The sequence below is a fragment of the Streptomyces sp. WELS2 genome, assembly GCF_013870595.1.
Taxonomy (GTDB): Bacteria; Actinomycetota; Actinomycetes; order Streptomycetales; family Streptomycetaceae; genus Streptomyces.
The window spans coordinates 1-15,277 of sequence record NZ_JACBWZ010000076.1; the positions used below are offsets into that span (position 1 = coordinate 1).

18 protein-coding genes and 1 pseudogene are annotated in these 15,277 nt (G+C 71.2%); 9 read left to right on the forward strand and 10 right to left on the reverse strand.

The window, feature by feature from the left end; all coding sequences use genetic code 11:
• On the forward strand, positions 1-614 hold a 614-nt coding region (locus H5J33_RS07570), incomplete at its 5' end, for an SDR family NAD(P)-dependent oxidoreductase (RefSeq protein WP_181794104.1).
• Positions 611-1,060 carry a hypothetical protein gene (locus H5J33_RS07575; protein ID WP_181794105.1) on the forward strand — a complete coding sequence of 150 codons (450 nt, stop codon included), beginning with the start codon at positions 611-613 and terminating at the stop codon, positions 1,058-1,060. The genes H5J33_RS07570 and H5J33_RS07575, both read left to right, overlap by 4 nt.
• Here H5J33_RS07575 and H5J33_RS37270 read toward each other — a convergent pair.
• Both H5J33_RS37270 and H5J33_RS38315 read right to left on the reverse strand, forming a co-directional pair.
• A complete protein-coding gene (locus tag H5J33_RS37270) occupies positions 1,014-1,229 on the reverse strand; it encodes a 3-hydroxyacyl-CoA dehydrogenase family protein (protein WP_258564939.1) in 216 nt (71 codons plus the stop codon). The genes H5J33_RS07575 and H5J33_RS37270 overlap by 47 nt on opposite strands.
• A 178-nt stretch (positions 1,230-1,407) precedes the next feature.
• Positions 1,408-1,536: pseudogene (locus H5J33_RS38315) on the reverse strand (3-hydroxyacyl-CoA dehydrogenase NAD-binding domain-containing protein); the annotation flags it as partial.
• Between H5J33_RS38315 and H5J33_RS07585 the strand changes: the two are divergent.
• The gene (locus tag H5J33_RS07585; protein WP_309485349.1) at positions 1,526-1,795 is read left to right on the forward strand and encodes a hypothetical protein; all 270 of its coding nucleotides are present in this window, start codon (positions 1,526-1,528) and stop codon (positions 1,793-1,795) included. The pseudogene H5J33_RS38315 and the gene H5J33_RS07585 overlap by 11 nt on opposite strands.
• A 453-nt stretch (positions 1,796-2,248) precedes the next feature.
• On the opposite strand, the gene H5J33_RS07590 is transcribed toward H5J33_RS07585, so the two are convergent.
• Positions 2,249-2,830 (reverse strand): Dps family protein, encoded by a 582-nt coding sequence (locus H5J33_RS07590; RefSeq protein WP_181794107.1) that lies wholly within the window; start codon positions 2,828-2,830, stop codon positions 2,249-2,251.
• A gap of 255 nt (positions 2,831-3,085) precedes the next feature.
• On the opposite strand from H5J33_RS07590, the gene H5J33_RS07595 reads away from it, so the two are divergent.
• Positions 3,086-4,267: a low temperature requirement protein A gene (locus H5J33_RS07595; RefSeq protein ID WP_220212055.1), complete on the forward strand. Its 1,182-nt coding sequence runs from the start codon at positions 3,086-3,088 to the stop codon at positions 4,265-4,267.
• A gap of 55 nt (positions 4,268-4,322) precedes the next feature.
• On the opposite strand, the gene H5J33_RS07600 is transcribed toward H5J33_RS07595, so the two are convergent.
• Positions 4,323-5,042, reverse strand: coding sequence for an alpha/beta fold hydrolase (locus tag H5J33_RS07600; RefSeq protein ID WP_181794109.1), 720 nt, complete (start codon positions 5,040-5,042; stop codon positions 4,323-4,325).
• 21 nt (positions 5,043-5,063) lie between these two features.
• The gene (locus H5J33_RS07605; protein ID WP_181794110.1) at positions 5,064-6,035 is read right to left on the reverse strand and encodes an alpha/beta hydrolase; all 972 of its coding nucleotides are present in this window, start codon (positions 6,033-6,035) and stop codon (positions 5,064-5,066) included.
• 363 nt (positions 6,036-6,398) lie between these two features.
• Here H5J33_RS07605 and H5J33_RS07610 point away from each other — a divergent pair, with 363 nt between their 5' ends.
• The 5 genes from H5J33_RS07610 to H5J33_RS07630 all read left to right on the forward strand — a co-directional run bounded on the left by H5J33_RS07610 (position 6,399) and on the right by H5J33_RS07630 (position 10,789).
• Positions 6,399-8,285 carry an amidohydrolase gene (locus tag H5J33_RS07610; RefSeq protein ID WP_181794111.1) on the forward strand — a complete coding sequence of 629 codons (1,887 nt, stop codon included), beginning with the start codon at positions 6,399-6,401 and terminating at the stop codon, positions 8,283-8,285.
• Positions 8,286-8,386: 101 nt separating this feature from the next.
• Positions 8,387-9,049, forward strand: a complete 663-nt coding sequence (locus tag H5J33_RS07615; protein WP_181794112.1) for a hydrolase — start codon at positions 8,387-8,389, stop codon at positions 9,047-9,049.
• A 37-nt stretch (positions 9,050-9,086) separates the two neighbouring features.
• Positions 9,087-9,611, forward strand: coding sequence for a DoxX family protein (locus tag H5J33_RS07620; protein WP_181794113.1), 525 nt, complete (start codon positions 9,087-9,089; stop codon positions 9,609-9,611).
• A complete protein-coding gene (locus H5J33_RS07625; protein WP_181794114.1) occupies positions 9,592-10,329 on the forward strand; it encodes a YoaK family protein in 738 nt (245 codons plus the stop codon). The genes H5J33_RS07620 and H5J33_RS07625 overlap by 20 nt, the downstream gene beginning before the upstream one ends.
• A gap of 112 nt (positions 10,330-10,441) precedes the next feature.
• On the forward strand, positions 10,442-10,789 hold the full coding sequence (locus H5J33_RS07630; RefSeq protein ID WP_181794115.1) for a GNAT family N-acetyltransferase: 348 nt from the start codon (positions 10,442-10,444) through the stop codon (positions 10,787-10,789).
• Here H5J33_RS07630 and H5J33_RS07635 read toward each other — a convergent pair.
• From H5J33_RS07635 to H5J33_RS07655, 5 genes are all read right to left on the reverse strand, one after another.
• Positions 10,782-11,534: a carbohydrate ABC transporter permease gene (locus tag H5J33_RS07635; protein WP_181794116.1), complete on the reverse strand. Its 753-nt coding sequence runs from the start codon at positions 11,532-11,534 to the stop codon at positions 10,782-10,784. The genes H5J33_RS07630 and H5J33_RS07635 overlap by 8 nt on opposite strands.
• Positions 11,535-11,608: 74 nt before the next feature.
• Positions 11,609-12,520, reverse strand: coding sequence for a carbohydrate ABC transporter permease (locus H5J33_RS07640; RefSeq protein WP_181794117.1), 912 nt, complete (start codon positions 12,518-12,520; stop codon positions 11,609-11,611).
• Entirely contained in the window at positions 12,517-13,767 is a 1,251-nt protein-coding gene (locus H5J33_RS07645; RefSeq protein ID WP_258564942.1) for a sugar ABC transporter substrate-binding protein, read from the reverse strand. Before H5J33_RS07645 ends, H5J33_RS07640 begins: the two co-directional genes overlap by 4 nt.
• 117 nt (positions 13,768-13,884) lie before the next feature.
• A complete protein-coding gene (locus H5J33_RS07650) occupies positions 13,885-14,649 on the reverse strand; it encodes an alpha/beta hydrolase (protein WP_309485350.1) in 765 nt (254 codons plus the stop codon).
• A 106-nt stretch (positions 14,650-14,755) separates the two neighbouring features.
• A partial coding sequence (locus H5J33_RS07655; RefSeq protein WP_181794118.1) for a helix-turn-helix transcriptional regulator occupies positions 14,756-15,277 on the reverse strand: 522 nt, incomplete at its 5' end.

Below are 15,277 nucleotides of genomic sequence, written 5' to 3' on the forward strand. Positions count from 1 at the left end.
CCGGCTGCCGGCACCTGGACGTGACCAGCGCACGGCAGTGGGCCGCGCTGGCCGCCGAGTTGGAGGAGACGTACGGGCAGGTGCACGGCCTGGTCAACAACGCGGGCATCACCTGGCGCGCCCGCCTCGGCGACGTAGGGGCCGCGGACTTCGACCGGGTGCACGCCGTCAACGTCACCGGCCCGCTGCTCGGCATCCAGCACCTCGCCCCGCTGATGCCGCCCGGTTCCTCGATCGTCAACGTCGGTTCCTCGGCGGCCCTCACCGCGCACTACCCGGTCGCCTACACCGCCAGCAAGTGGGGGCTGCGGGGCCTGTCGAAGACGGCGGCGCTGGAGCTCGGCCCGCGCGGCATCCGCGTCAACACGATCCACCCCGGCTACATCGAGACCGAGATGACCGCCTCGGCCGCCCCCGCCTTCCGCGAGGCCAACATCCGCGAGACCCCGCTCGGCCGCACCGGCACCGCCGACGAGGTCGCGCCCCTGGTCGCGTTCCTGCTGTCGGACGAGTCGTCGTTCATCACCGGCGCCGAGATCCCCGTGGACGGCGGGCTCACCGCGCACGGCGGGGTCAAGTCGGTCTCCGACGCGCTGCGCGAGGGGGCCTCGTGAAGCGGCTGGAGGACAAGGCCGCGCTGATCTCCGGCCCGGCCCGCGGCCGGGACCGGGCCGCCGCGCCGCGGTTCGCCGCCGAGGGCGCGTTCGTGGTCGGCGGCGACCTGCTGCACGAGGAGGCCGTCGAGACCCGGCGGCTGAGCGCCCGCGAGGGCGGCACCGCCCTGACGCCCGGCCCGCTGGACGTCACCGCCGAGGAGTCGGTGCGCTCCTGGGTGGCGGAGGCGCCCCCGGACCGCTGGCCGAAGCCCGGTCCGGCACCCGCGCTCCAGCGAACGGTACGCCGGCCGTTTCCCCGGGGCCGGCCATGTCCTCTCCCGCACCCGGCGGACGCGGTGCAGGTCTTCGCGGTGGCACTGGCGGGATCGACCGAGCAGCGACGGCGCGGTGTGGAATTCAGGTGTTGTCGGGATAGTCGTCGTAGAAGCCCCGGCCGCTCTTGACGCCGAGGTGGCCCGCATCGACGTAGCTCTTCAACAGCTCGCGGGGTCCGGTGGGCAGGCCGGGACGCTCGGCGGCGTAGTGCTCCTCGATGTCCAGAACGACATCCAGGCCGACCTGGTCCATCATGCGGAACGGGCCGGCGGGGGTGCCCATGTTGATCTGCCACATCCGGTCGACGTCCCGCGGGGTGGAGACGCCCTCCGCGACATGACCAGCCAGGCCCCGGCGAGCGCCTGGGCGAGGTCGTCGGTGACCTCGACCCGCCCCTGGGTGCCGCCCTCGACACGGTGGCCACCTCGGCGGCGTTCTGCTCGACGTATGCCTTCGCCGCATCACCCGCGGGCCCGGACTTGTCGTGGATCCGCACCACCCCGCCGCGAGTGGCGGACATCAACGCGATCCGCCGCCCCAGGGTGCCCGCACCGATGACGGCGACCGGCCGGTGCTCCATATCGGTGGGAAGGGTGAAGCCCATCTGTTGTTCAACTCCTCGGTGCACCGCGCTCGCCACCACCGGCTACGACCGGACCGTGCGGATCCGGGATCCGGCCACCGGCACCCGTACCAACACCCTCACCGGCCACACCGACCGCGTGGAGGCGGTGGCCGTCTCCCCCGACGGCACCTGGCTCGCCACCGCCGGCACCGACGGGACGGCACTGATTTCGAGCACGGGCTCCTGGGAGCCTGTGGCGATGACGCGAACCGACAATCCGCTGTTGTGCTGCCAGTAACTGCCTTCCGGTGCCGGCATCGTCGTCGGCGGCCAAGGCGGCATTTACCACTTCCGCTTTCACCCTGGCACTTCGTCGGCGTGACCTTGTCCGCTTGCCGCACACCGCGCGGCGACACGAACCGCTCGGAAGCGGCGCCAAAGGCGCGCGCCACTACGCCGACCTGTCCTCCCCTGCATGCTCGTACCCGCCAGAACCGCAGGTCAGGCGCCCTTTGCGACTGGTTCAGGAATGGCGATGCCCTCCACATGTCGCGGCCATCGGAAAGCGGGCGGCCTGAGCAGGTCTCCGGAAAGACCAGGTCAACGCCCACAGTTCGACGCGTTGTCCACCTTGTCCAGGTCGGTCTCGCCGTCGGCGCCCCGGGCTCGTGGCCGGTGTGACCTGTCCTCTTACGCCAACGGCGCACGAACCGCGGGTCGGGTGATGCAAAGGGCGGTGAGGAAGCATCGCTCAGGCACGAACACGGACCAAGGGCGTATCGACCAGGTGTTCGGCGAGGAACCACGCCTGGAGTTCGCCGGTCCGGATGACCTGGGAGACGAGCAGGTCGTTGGTGCCGTCGTCGCCCAGCTCGGCGGTGCGGGCAGCCGCGTCATGGGCCTCCGTCAGGATGACCTCGTGGGCCTCCAGCAGGCGCGAGAGCATCGCGGGGACCTCCTCCACACCGTCCGGAGGGCGCGGGATCGACGTGATCTCGGCGACGTGCCGCGGGTCGCCCACAGCGACACCGCCCAGGGTCTGGACCCGCTCGGCAAGGGCGTCCACGAGTTGCAGTTGTTCCGCCGCGTGCTTGTCCAGCACCAGGTGGAGCTGGTAGAAGGTCGCCCCGCGCATCAGCCAGTGATGCTTTTTGTAGAGGCCGTGAAGGATCTGGGTGTCCGCGAGGACCTTGTTGAGGCGCTGGCAGGAGTACATGCGCGTCTCGTAGGACAGACCGAGGGGAAACTGCTTCACGGTCCCGAACTCCTGGATGATCTCGCCCTTCTGGTGCAGCCACGGCTGGCTGCCGGCGTGCTGGGATTCGATGGTCATGTTCCGCCTCCTGCTGAGTGGCCGTGGATACGGGTGACGCTAGGTGCCGGCACGGCGGGTGAGTTGCCCTGAAGCGCACGTGCACGTGCTCGGGAGCGCACGGAACGATCCGTGCGTGCCCTTGTTCACTCGTGGGCAAGCCGCCGTGCGCCGACGGGCAAGGCTCAGCACCTCGTCCCGCCTAACGTCGCTGACGACGTGGGCCCGGAAAACGACGAGGAGAGTCATGATGCCGAGCGAGCAGCGGAGGGTGGATTGCGCTCCGGAAGCCCCGCGCTGAGCCTGCGGGGGCGTAACCCGAGGGAAGCGCACAGAACCGCCACGCCGCTGGAGTGCTTTTTCGACCTGTGCTTCGTCATCGCGGTCGCGCAGGCGTCCGCGTGTCTGAACACGGCGGTGACGAACGGGCACTGGCTCACCGGCGCCCTGCGCTTCGCGCTGGTCTTCTTCACGATCTGGTGGGCCTGGATGAACTTCACCTGGTTCGCATCCGCCTACGACCCTGACGACGTCCCCTACCGGTTGACGGTGCTGGTCCAGATCGCGGGCTCTCTCGTCCTCGCCGCCGGTGTCCCCAGCGCGTTCGAGGAAGGCGATCTGCGCGTCGTCACGCTCGGATACGTCGTCCTGCGTACGACGCTGACCACGCTGTGGCTGCGTGTCGCACGATCGGATCCCCCTCGGCGGCGGACCGCGCTCCGCTTCGCCACAGGAGTGACGAGTTGTCAGGTCGGCTGGGTCGGGGTGCTCTTCCTCCCGGCCCCGGCACGCCTGCCGGCCATCATCGCGTTGATCGTCGCCGAGGTCTGCGTTCCGGTGTGGGCGCAGACCGCCGGAATGACCCCGTGGCATCCGCACCACATCGCCGAGCGGTACGGGCTGTTCGTCCTCATCGTGCTGGGTGAGTCCGTCGCGGCCGCCGCGGCGGCGGTCCGCGGTGCCCTGAACCGGGACCATGACACCGCGGCGCTGTACCTGCTGGCGGCGGGCGGCCTGCTGCTCGTCTTCGCCCTGTGGTGGCTGTACTTCGCCCGGCCGGCCCACACCCTGCTCGCCACCTCGCACCAGGCCCATCGCAGGAGGTTCACCTGGGCGTACGGCCACTACCTGATCTTGGCCTCGGCAGCCGCCGAGGGAGCCGGTCTGGCGGCGTACGCCCACCTGATCACCGGGCGCACCGGTGCCCCGCCGTTGTCGGCGGGTGGCGCGGTCACGGTGCCGGCGGCGGTCTTCCTCATCACCCTGTGGGCCGTGCATGTCCGGCCGCACCGGCGGAGCCGGGTCGAACAGCTTGCGTTTCCCGCGGTGGCGGTGGCAGTCCTGATGGCTGCCCTCTCACCGGCGCCGGCCCTCCTCGCCGCTCTGGCGGCGGCGGCCCTGGTCGTCGTGGTCACGCTGGTCGACCGGGCCGAGCGGGTACGGCGCGAGGGGCCGTGAGACGGAACGGGGTGCCGCCCGGAGTCTTTCTCCGGGCGGCACCCCGTTCCCCTGGTCAGCTCGTGGCGCGCACCGCCTCGCGGATCAGCTCGGCGACCTGCTTCGGCCGGGAGACGGCGACCGCGTGCGAGGCGCCCTCGATCTCGACGACGGTCGCCCCCGCGCGCTTCGCGCCGAAGCGCTCCACCTCGGGGTTGATCGCGGTGTCGGCGCCGGCGACCAGCGCCCAGGACGGCTTGGTCTTCCAGGCAGCGGCGGAGGCCGTCTCCTCGAAGACGGCGGCGGCCAGCGGGCGCTGCGCCACGGCCAGCACCTTCGTGACGTCCGCGGGCACGTCGGCGGCGAAGACCGCGGGGAAGGCGTCCGCGGCGATGGTGACCTCGACGGCCGGGTCGCCGCCCGCGACGGGGTACGTCCACTGCTTGAGGCTGCTCACCAGCGGGGAGAGCGGGAAGCGGCCCTGCAGCTCGCCGAGGCTCTCGCCCTCTTCGAGGACGTAGGCGGCCACGTAGACCAGCCCGACGACGTTCTCCGTGGTGCCGGCGACGGTGATCAGCGCACCGCCGTAGGAGTGGCCGACCAGCACGACGGGGCCGTCGATCTGGGCGGCCACGGAGGCGACGTACGCGGCGTCCGAGGCCAGGCCGCGCAGCGGGTTGGGCGGGGCGATGACCGGGATGCCGTGGCGCTGGAGCTCCTCGATGACGCCGGACCAGCTGGCCGCGTCGGCGAAGGCGCCGTGGACGAGGACGACGGTGGGAGTGGTGGTGCTCATGTCTGCCGGATCTCCTTGCGGTCAGGCGGTGTGCAGGGCGGCGCGCAGGGTGCCGGCGGCCATCGTGATGGCGGCCTCGGCGGCGTGGGTGCCGCGCAGGGCGTTGAGCATCACGAAGTCGTGGATGATGCCCTGGAAGCGCACGGCGGTGACGGGGACGCCGGCCTCGCGGAGCTTGCCCGCGTACGCCTCGCCCTCGTCGCGCAGGACGTCGGCCTCGCCGGTGATGACGAGTGCCGGGGGCAGGCCGGTGAGCTGCTCGGTGGTGGCGCGCAGCGGGGAGGCGGTGATCCGGGCGCGCTCGGCCTCGTCGGTCGTGTACTGGTCCCAGAACCACTGCATGCCGTCGCGGCGCAGGAAGTAACCGGTGGCGAACTGGTGGTAGGACGGCGTGTCGAAGCTCGCGTCCGTCACCGGGTAGAACAGCACCTGCTGCACCAGGGAGACGTCGCCGCGCTCCTTGGCCATCAGGGTGAGGGCGGCGCTCATGTTCCCGCCGACGGAGTCCCCGGCCACCGCCAGCCGTGTGCCGTCCAGGCCCTTGACGGCGCCCTCCTGCACGACCCACCGCGCGACCGCGTAGTTCTGTTCGATGGCGACCGGGTACCGGTGCTCGGGCGAGAGGTCGTACTCGGGGAAGACCACCGCGGCCTTCGCGCCGACGGCCAGTTCGCGCACCAGGCGGTCGTGGGTGTGGGCGTTGCCGAACACCCAGCCGGCGCCGTGGATGTAGAGGATCACCGGGAGGGTGCCGGTGGCCCCGGCGGGTTTGACGATGCGGGCCCGGACACTGCCCGTGGGGCCGCCGGAGACGGTGATCCACTCCTCGTCGATCGCCGGCTTGCCGATCTCGCCGGACTGCACCTCGTCGACGGCCTTGCGTCCCTCCGCCGGGGGCAGGTCGAAGAGGTAGGGCGGGTTGGCGGTCGCCTCCGCGAAGGCGGCCGCCGCGGGTTCCAGTACCGGCTGAACCGGCTCGACGGTGTGGGACATGTGCCTCTCCCGATGTTCCAAAGGACTCTTTCGTGTGGTGCGCCGGTCACGCTAGTGAGCGTCGCCGGGTCGGGGTTCTCCGTGAGCGCACCACCACTGTTCCCCCAGCGCACTGCGGGCTTCCGGCCGTCTCGCGAGCGTGCGCAGTACCGGGCGACGCAGTGCACTGCGGGACCAAGTCCGGTGCACTGCGGAGACATCGCCGCAGATCGGCCGTGCCTATCGTGAGGGCCCGAGCGAGACCGCGGCTCCTTGCCGCGTCCGCCCTCCATCCCACCGGCGCGGCGCGCATGCCGGACCTCGTCTTGGCGCGCCCGGAGTGGACGGATCCGAACTCCCGTGTCCCGGAAAGGACTTCAAGAGATGTCGACAATGCCGGTCGGCGGACTCGTTCCGCATGCCTCCGACGCTGCCGCAGACCTCGTCGTCCGCAACGCGAAGATCCACACAGCCGACCCGAGGCGCCCGCACGCCGAGGCCATCGCGGTCCGGGACGGCGTCATCACCGTCGTCGGTGACGACAACGACGTGGCCCCGCACATCGGGACGGCCACCAAGGTGGTCGACGCGTGCGGCCGCCGGGTCGTCCCCGGTCTCAACGACGCCCACCTGCACGTGATCCGCGGGGGGCTGAACTACGTACTGGAGCTGCGCTGGGACGGGGTGCGCAGTCTGCGGCAGGGGCTGGCGATGCTGCGTGACCAGGCCGCGCGTACCCCGAAGGGCCAGTGGGTGCGGGTGGTGGGCGGCTGGTCCGTCGAGCAGTTCGCCGAGCGCCGGCTGCCGACCGTCGCCGAACTGAACGCGGCCGCCCCGGACACCCCGGTGTTCGTGCTGCACCTGTACCACTCGGCCGTGCTGAACCGTGCGGCGCTCAAGGCCGCCGGCTTCACCAAGGACACGCCCGACCCCAAGGGCGGCCAGATCATGCGCGGCCGGGACGGGGAACCGACCGGCATGCTGCTGGCCGCGCCCAGCGCCCTCATCCTCTACTCGACCCTCGCCAAGGCGCCGGTCCTGGAGAGCGAGGAGGACAAGAAGACCTCCACCCGTCATTTCCTGCGCGAGCTGAACAGGTTCGGACTGACCTCGGCGATCGACGCCGCCGGCGGATTCCAGAACTTCCCCGACAACTACGCCACCGTCATCGAACTGGCCAAGGCCGGCCAGCTCTCGATGCGCATCGCCTATCATCTCTTCCCGCAGACTCCGGGCCAGGAGGTCGACGATCTCGCCCGCTGGATCGAGATGGCCCGCCCGGAGGACGGGGACGAATGGCTGCGCCTGAACGGCGCGGGCGAGAATCTCACCTGGGCCGCCGCGGACTTCGAGAACTTCGCCGAGCCGCGTCCGGAACTCACGCCGGACTACGAGGTCGAGTTCGAGAAGGCCGTCCGTCTCCTCATGGAGAACGGGTGGGGCTTCCGGCTGCACGCCACGTACGACGAGACCATCCGCCGGGACCTCGCGGTCTTCGAGAGACTCGCCGCGGAGGGGCTTTTCCCGGCCGGTAACCGGTGGCTGTTCGACCACGCGGAAACCGTCTCCGCGGACAGCCTCGACCGCGTCGCCGCGCTCGGCGGCGCCATGTCCGTGCAGAATCGTTTGTCTTTCCAGGGTGAGGCGTTCCTGCGCCGCTACGGTCCCGGCGCCGCCGCGGACGCCCCGCCGCTCCGGGCCATGCTGGACCGCGGGCTGACCGTGGCCGCCGGCACCGACGCCACCCGGGTGTCCTCCTACAACCCGTGGGTGGCCCTGCACTGGCTGGTCAGCGGCCGCACCGTCGGCGACCTGACGCTGCGCCCGCCGGCCAACCGCGTCGACCGGCAGTGCGCGCTGACGATGTTCACCCGCGCCGGCGCCGTACTGACCGGCGAGGACGAGGTCAAGGGCGTCCTGCGGCCGGGCTGCTACGCGGACCTGGCGATGCTGTCCGAGGACTACTTCACCGTGCCCGAGGCCGAGATCAGGCACATCGAGTCGCTGCTGACGGTGACCGGCGGGCGGATCGTCTACGCCGCCGGCACCTACGAGGGGCTCGACGAGGAACTGCCGCCCGTCAGCCCCGCCTGGAGCCCGGTGGCGCATTTCGGCGGCTACCAGGCGTCTCCCTCGGCGGCCGGCGCCCGCCAGGCGGAGTCCCTCGGCCAGGCCGTCGCCGAATCGGAGCGGCACCGCCAGTGGCGCATCGCCCGTGGCCTCACCCCGGAGACCGCGAGCACGCCCTTCGATCCCTGCTTCGACCTCTAGAACACCCCGCCGGGGCCGCGCCGTTAAGCGCCCCTGCCGGGACACCCACCGACTCCGTCCGCACACGGACGGTTCCACCTGGACAGGAAAGGTTCATCCTCATGGTCAGCATCTCCGACGTCACCGCCGCCCCCGGCCCCGACCTGCTCACCCCCGACAACTGCGCCGTGCTCTTCGTGGACCACCAGCCGCAGATGTTCTTCGCCGCCGCCAGCGGCGACCGCACCTCGATCATGAACGCCACCGTGGGCCTGGCGAAGGCCGCCAAGGTCTTCGACGTGCCGACCGTGCTCAGCACCGTGGCCGCCGAGTCCTTCTCCGGCCCCATCATGCCGCAACTGGCCGCGGTCTTCCCCGACCAGAAGATCATCGACCGCACCTCGATGAACGCCTGGGAGGACGTGCCCTTCGTCGAGGCCGTCAAGGCGACAGGCCGCAAGAAGCTGGTCATCGCCGGCCTGTGGACCGAGGTCTGTGTCGTCCTGCCGACGCTGTCGGCCCTCGCCCAGGGCTACGAGGTCTACGTCGTCACCGACGCGTCCGGCGGTGTCAGCCCGCAGGCCCACGAGCACGCCGTCCAGCGCATGATCCAGGCCGGCGCGATTCCGGTGACGTGGGTGCAGGTGCTCCTGGAGCTCCAGCGGGACTGGGCGCGCACGGAGACGTACGTCCCGGTCACCGAGGTCGTCAAGGAGCACGCCGGCGCCTACGGTCTCGGTGTCGTGTACGCGCAGTCCGTCATCGGCGCCCACGCCGCCGGCTGACCGCACCGATTCCGATCCAGGAACAGGCAGGGACACGATGGACGCTGGACTGTTGGTCCTGCGGCTGGTGGCGGGCTTGCTCATCGCCGGTCACGGGGTGCAGAAGGTGAGCTTCCGGCTCGGGGGCAGCGGCTTGGCGGGCGGAACCGAGGAATTCCGCCGCGACGGATTCCGCGGCGGAGTGCTGACCGCACTCGTCGCGGGAGCCGGTCAGATCGGTGCCGGCCTGTTCCTGGCCCTCGGGCTGCTCACGCCGCTGGCCACGATGGCCGCCATGGGCGTGATGACGGTCGCGGGCACCGTCAAGTGGCACAAGGGCCTGTGGGTGCAGAACGACGGCTACGAGTACCCGATGGTCCTCGTCGTCGTCTCGGCCTCGCTGGCCCTCACCGGGCCCGGACGGTGGTCCGTGGACCACGCGCTGGGCACCACCCCCTGGCCGCTGTGGATCGCCGTCGCCGCGATCGTGCTCGGCCCGACGAGCGGACTGCTCACCCGCGTGGTGCTGCACCGCACCGACTCCGAGGTGGAAGGGACGCGACATGCGCAGGCTGCTGAGTGACGCCGTCGGCACACTGGTGCCCCGGGGCGAGGAACGCCACGGTCCGCTGCCCCCGCTGCTGCTGACCATGACGGTGGTCACCGGCCTGGTGGACTCGGTGAGCTATCTGGCCCTCGGACACGTCTTCGTCGCCAACATGACCGGCAACGTGGTCTTTCTGGGATTCGCCCTGGGAGGCGCCGGAAGCCTGTCCGCGTTCGCGTCCGTCGTCTCGGTGACCGTGTTCCTCCTGGGCGCGCTGGCGGGCGGCAGGCTCGGCACGCGGTTCGCCGCGCACCGAGGGCACATGTTGAGAGCGGCGACGGCGGTGCAGACGGTGCTGGTCGCGGTCGCCGTGGTGGTCGCCGCGGTGGCCGACGGCCGGGTCACCACCTCCGTCCAGTACACGCTGATCGTGTTCCTGGGGCTCGCCATGGGACTGCAGAACGCGGTCGCCCGGCGCCTCGGCGTGCCGGACCTCACCACCACCGTGCTGACCCTGACGCTGACGGGTCTGGCCGCCGACTCCGCCCCGGCCGGCGGCGAGGCCCCGCGCCCCGGCCGCCGCATCCTCTCCGTGCTCGCCATGTTCCTCGGCGCCCTGATCGGAGCCGTGCTCCTGCTGCACGGCCACCTGGTCGTCGTCCTGAGCCTCACCCTGGTCCTGCTCGCGGGCACCTCCGTGACCGCCCACCGCCTCTCCGCCGCCGACGCCCCCTGGCTGCGGCCACGGCCGTGAACGCGATGCCCCCGGCTCGGACGCCGGAGCCGGACCTTCGGCGCCCCCTTCGGACCCCTCGGCCCCGGGAGGTCCGGCACACCGCCGACCCCAACCCGTCGAAAGGAACCCGATGAACCGGCCCTCCCCCGCCTCGACCGTCGAGCGAGCAGACGACCGGCACCGTTACGAGATACTGGTCGGCGGCCGGCTCGCCGGTCTGACCGCCTATCGCGACCATGGTCAGCAGCGGGTCTTCCACCACACGGAAGTCGACGACGCCTTCGCCGGACGGGGACTGGCCGCGCTCCTGGTCCGGGAGGCCCTCACCGACGTACGCCGCTCAGGCATGCGCATCGTGCCGGTCTGCCCCTATGTGGCCGAGTTCCTGAAGAAGCACGAGGAGTTCGCGGACATCACCGACCCGGTGACCCCGGAGATCCTGCGCCGGCTCAGGGCCGAGCTGCGGACCCTCACCTGATCGCGCCGCTGGTGGCGTCGGCGGTGATGAAGCGCTGGGCGACGACCAGCAGCACCGCCGCCGGCACCGACGCCAGGACCGCGGTGGCCATCACCGCGTTCCACCGGGTCGTGTGAGCACCCATGTACTCGTAGATGCCGAGGGTGACCGGCCGGACTGTCTCCGTGGTGGTCAGTGTGAGGCCGAAGAGGAAGTCGCTCCAGGTGAAGAGGAAGGTGAAGAGACCGGCGGTGACCAGTGTGTTCCGGCTCAGCGGCAGCACCACGGCGCAGAAGGTGCGCAGCCTGCCGGCGCCGTCCACACGCGCGGCTTCGATGATCTCCCCGGGGATGCTCCGCATGAACGAGTGCAGGATGATGACGGCGAACGGGACCCCGGCGGTGGAGTCCGCGAGGACGAGTCCCAGGCGCGAGTTCAGCAGTCCCAGGTCGTTGTAGGCGCCGTAGAGCGCGTTCGCCACGACGATGCCCGGCACCGTCTGCGTGATCAGGACCCCGAAGAGCACGATGCTGGTTCCCCGCAGGGAGAACCGGGCCAGGGCGTAGGCGGCCGGGGCGGCGAGCCCCAGGCTGAGCGCGACGCTGCCGAGGGCCACGACGAGGCTGGTGACCAGGTTGGGTCCCTGATCGCGCAGTGCCGTTGCGTAGCCGCTGAAGTCCGGGTGGGAGGGGAACCAGCCCGCCCGCAGTGTGGTGCCCGTCGGCTGCAGAGAGGCGTTCACCATCCAGTAGACGGGAAACAGCATCACCGCGACCAGGACTGACCCGACGACGGTGGGGAGCAGGCCACGGCGGCGTCCGCGCCGCACCCGCCCGCCCCTCACGCGTGCGCGGCGCGCCGGTCGGCGCGCAGGAAGACGAGGGCGAGGACGAGCGAGAGGATGATGAGCACGTTGCCCATGGCGGCGCCGCGCCCGAACTCGAATCGCTGGAAGGACAGTTCGTAGGACTGGGTGGCGAGGGTCTGCGTGGCGTCGGCCGGCCCTCCGCCCGTCACGACGAGGATGATGTCCAGCACTTTGAGGGTGTAGACCACGCCCAGCACCAGCACGACGCTCACGGCGGGCCGCAGCAGCGGCCACGTGATGTGGCGGAACGACGCCAACGGACCGGCGCCGTCCAGGTCTGCCGCCTCGTACAGCCGGGCCGGGATGTTCCGCAGACCGCTGTACAGGATCGCGGTGTTGAAGGGGATTCCCACCCAGATGTTGACGAGGGTCACCGACACGAGTGCCTGTGAGGTGCCGGTGAGCCAGGGGATGCCGGACGACACCATGGGGAGGGCGCGCAGTGCGTTGTTGACGACTCCGTCGTCGGTGTCGAGCATCCACTTCCACGTCGTGGCCGAGACGACCAGCGGCAGCAGCCACGGCAGCAGCAGGAGCGAGCGCAACAGGCCGCCGAGCGGGAAGCTGCGGCGGAAGAACAGGGCCAGGGCGAGACCGAGCAGGAACTGCCCGGCCACCGAACCCGCGGTGAACAGGACCGTGGTCAGCAGTGCCCGGGAGAACAGGCCCGATCCCAGGATCTCCGCGTAGTTCCGCAGCCCGACGAACGGCGCGGCCCCGGTGTAGAAGGTGGCGGGCGTGTACTGCCGGAAGCTCATCACCACGTTCTCGACGATCGGGTAGCCGAAGAACAGCAGCAGGTAGACCACGGCGGGCACGACGAACCCCCACTGGGCGAGCAGTGCCCGCACGCGGGTCCGGGTGGGGGCCGGCGGACAGGTCATGAAGCGGTCGCGAGCCGCTGCGCGCCGGCGAGCGCCTCCTCCGGCGTCTGCCGGCCCGTCAGCGCGGACTGGATCGCCGTGGATATCGCCGTCGCCGTTCCGGGCCACCTGACGCCGAGTCCGGCGGTACGGGAGCGGGCCCGCTCCACGCTGGTGACGAAGGCGGACATCGACGGGACCTGCTCGGCGTACCGGGCCGCCACCGCGGTGCGGGAGGGCACGGTGAGGTGGTCCTTCGCCACGGCCAGCATGGTCGTGGGGTCGTTCAGGCAGGCCAGGACCCGGGCGGCCTTCTCCTTCCGGGACGGGGAAGAGTTCTGCGGCACCGTCCACACCTCGCCGCCGAGGGGCGTGACGAGCTTCTGCCCCTTCCGGCGGACGGGGAGGGGGGCCACTCCCCAGTGCAGATCATGGTCCTTGTCCAGCGCGGGAATCCGCCAGGGTCCGTTGACCATCATGGCGGTCTTTCCGGCGGCGAACTGGTCGTGGAGGTCGGCCTGACTCCAGTTCAGTGCCGACCTCGACATGGATCCGCTCTTCACCAGGTCGGTCCACAGCCGCAGGGCCCGAGCGGCCTGCGGTGTGTCCAGGTGCTTCTCGTCCCCGCCATCGGACCACAGGAAGGGCAGGAACTGCCAGGTGCTTTCGGGGGTGGCGCCGGCGGAGACGGCGATGCCGTAGCGTCCCGGGCGGGTCAGGCGGGCCGCCGCCGTCTTCAGCTCGTTCCAGGTCCGTGGCACGGCGACACCGGCCTCGGCGAGCATGTCCTTGTTGTAGACGAGGGCGACCGTGTTGACGGTGGGCGCCAGCCCGTACACCCTTCCGCGGTAGGTGCCCGCCGTCAGGATGCCCTCGGCGAAGCCGGTGGTGTCGATGTCGTAGCGGTCCAGCGGCGTCAGTGCGCCGGTGCTCGCGATCTGCTGGAGGTCGGGGTTGTCGAGCATCAGCAGGTCGGGCAGGGTGCGTGACGACGCCTGTCGCAGGACCCGGGGGATGAGCGACGGCGCCGGGACACTGGTGTGCTCGACCCTGACGCCGGCGGTCCTGCCGCAGTCGTTCAGCCGCTTGCTCCACTGGGCGTGCTCGGTCGCGTCGGTGTAGTAGTCGAGCGCGGTGATGGAGGTCACCTTGTCCGGGGCCGATGCGGCGCCGGTTCCCCCGCCGCAGCCGGTGGCGGCCAGTGCGAGGGCGACGGTCCCGAGAAGGCTGGTGATGCGTCGCGCCGACGGTCCGGCCGGTGAGTTCAAGGTGGTGCCTTCCCGAGCGAGCCTGTGGTCGAGGCCGGGCGTCCGCGTCGCCGAGGAGAGGCTCCGGCACCGGCGTTTTATCGATCGAACAGGGATGCTAGCCGATTGACCTGCGCGTCAGCTGTGCGGGAGCCCGTAGCCGTCGCCACGGTCCGTGCCCTGTCCGACGGCTTCCCGGATCATCGCCGCCACGGCGCCGGGCTGTGACAGGACGACGCCGTGCGAAGCGGCCACCGAGTACTCGGTGGCCGCCATGCGCTGGGCCATGAAGCGCTGGGCCGTGGGGGCGAGCATCCGGTCGGCGGCCGCGATGGCGTACCACGACGGCTTGCAGGCCCAGGCCGGCGGCCCCGACGTGCCGGTCAACGCGCTTCGCGTGATGGGGCGTTGGGACACGGCCAGGGCATCGGTGACATGTGGTGACAGGTCGGCGGCGAACGTCGGCCCGAACTGTTCCTCGACGAGGTACATCTCGCCCTCCGGGCCACCGGTGAACCGGGCGGGCAGTGTTGCCGTGATGGTGGTGTCGGTCACCGGTGCGGAGGCGAAACGGCTCAGGATGTCCAGGACGGACTCTCCGGCGTCCAGGCCGAACGCCGCGACGTAGCACAGGGCCACGATCTGGTCGCAGTCGCCGGCGGCATGGGTGATGACAGCGCCTCCGTAGCCGTGTCCGACCAGGACGACCGGGGCGTCGATCTGGCACACCACGCTCCTGATGTAGGCGGCGTCCTGCGCCAGTCCGCGCAGCGGGTTCGCCGGGGCCAGCACGGTCAGGCCGACGGCCTGGAGCAGGGTGATGACCCGCGCCCAGGAGGAGGCGTCGGTGAACGCCCCGTGCACGAGCACGACGGTCGGCGGGTGGGGGGCGGGTCCGTTCACGTTCCGATGACCTCCGAATGAGTCCAGGCGTTCCAGCCAAGCGCATCCGGTTACCGCGGGCATCGCGTGAACGTACCAAGACGTGCCGGACGTACCGCGGATCCGCTCAGTCCTCGGGCAAGGCCATGACCACATGGGCCAGCTGGACCCTCGAGTTGACCGACAGTTTGCGGAAGGCGGAGGTCAGGTGCGTGTTGACCGTGTGCGGGGAGATGACGAGCAGATCGGCGGCCGACCGGTTGGTGTGGCCGGCGGCGACCAGGCGCGCGATCTTCTTCTCCGAGGCCGTGAGGGCCTCCCAGCCCTGGACCGGGCGAGGCGTGGCCGTCCTGCGGCTGCCGGCCCCGGTACGGTCCAGGTCGCGCCGCACGCGTGCCGCCGCGGCATGGGCACCCGACGCGACGAACAGGTCATGGGCGCGGGTCAGGGCGGCATCGGCCTCGGCTCCCCGGTCCGCCGTCAGCAGTGCCCGGCCGAAATCGGCTCGGGCCGCGGCCCGGACCAGGGGGCGCGGACTCTCCTCGAGGAGGGCCACCGCGCGTTCCAGCAGGGTGAGGTCGTCGCGCACCAGGCCCGCGGCCTGGGCGGCGATGACGTCCTCGATGGGGACGTAGCGGCCCGGGGAGGC

Excerpts from the sequence above, each read along its gene's own strand:
- H5J33_RS07600 (WP_181794109.1), bottom strand. The coding sequence starts at position 5,042 with ATGAGCACCACCACTCCCACCGTCGTCCTCGTCCACGGCGCCTTCGCC.
- H5J33_RS07605 (WP_181794110.1), bottom strand. The coding sequence starts at position 6,035 with ATGTCCCACACCGTCGAGCCGGTTCAGCCGGTACTGGAACCCGCGGCG.
- H5J33_RS07610 (WP_181794111.1), top strand. The coding sequence starts at position 6,399 with ATGTCGACAATGCCGGTCGGCGGACTCGTTCCGCATGCCTCCGACGCT.
- H5J33_RS07635 (WP_181794116.1), bottom strand. The coding sequence starts at position 11,534 with ATGCTGTTTCCCGTCTACTGGATGGTGAACGCCTCTCTGCAGCCGACG.
- H5J33_RS07620 (WP_181794113.1), top strand. The coding sequence starts at position 9,087 with ATGGACGCTGGACTGTTGGTCCTGCGGCTGGTGGCGGGCTTGCTCATC.
- H5J33_RS07590 (WP_181794107.1), bottom strand. The coding sequence starts at position 2,830 with ATGACCATCGAATCCCAGCACGCCGGCAGCCAGCCGTGGCTGCACCAG.
- H5J33_RS07640 (WP_181794117.1), bottom strand. The coding sequence starts at position 12,520 with ATGACCTGTCCGCCGGCCCCCACCCGGACCCGCGTGCGGGCACTGCTC.
- H5J33_RS07625 (WP_181794114.1), top strand. The coding sequence starts at position 9,592 with ATGCGCAGGCTGCTGAGTGACGCCGTCGGCACACTGGTGCCCCGGGGC.
- H5J33_RS07630 (WP_181794115.1), top strand. The coding sequence starts at position 10,442 with ATGAACCGGCCCTCCCCCGCCTCGACCGTCGAGCGAGCAGACGACCGG.
- H5J33_RS37270 (WP_258564939.1), bottom strand. The coding sequence starts at position 1,229 with ATGTGGCAGATCAACATGGGCACCCCCGCCGGCCCGTTCCGCATGATG.
- H5J33_RS07615 (WP_181794112.1), top strand. The coding sequence starts at position 8,387 with ATGGTCAGCATCTCCGACGTCACCGCCGCCCCCGGCCCCGACCTGCTC.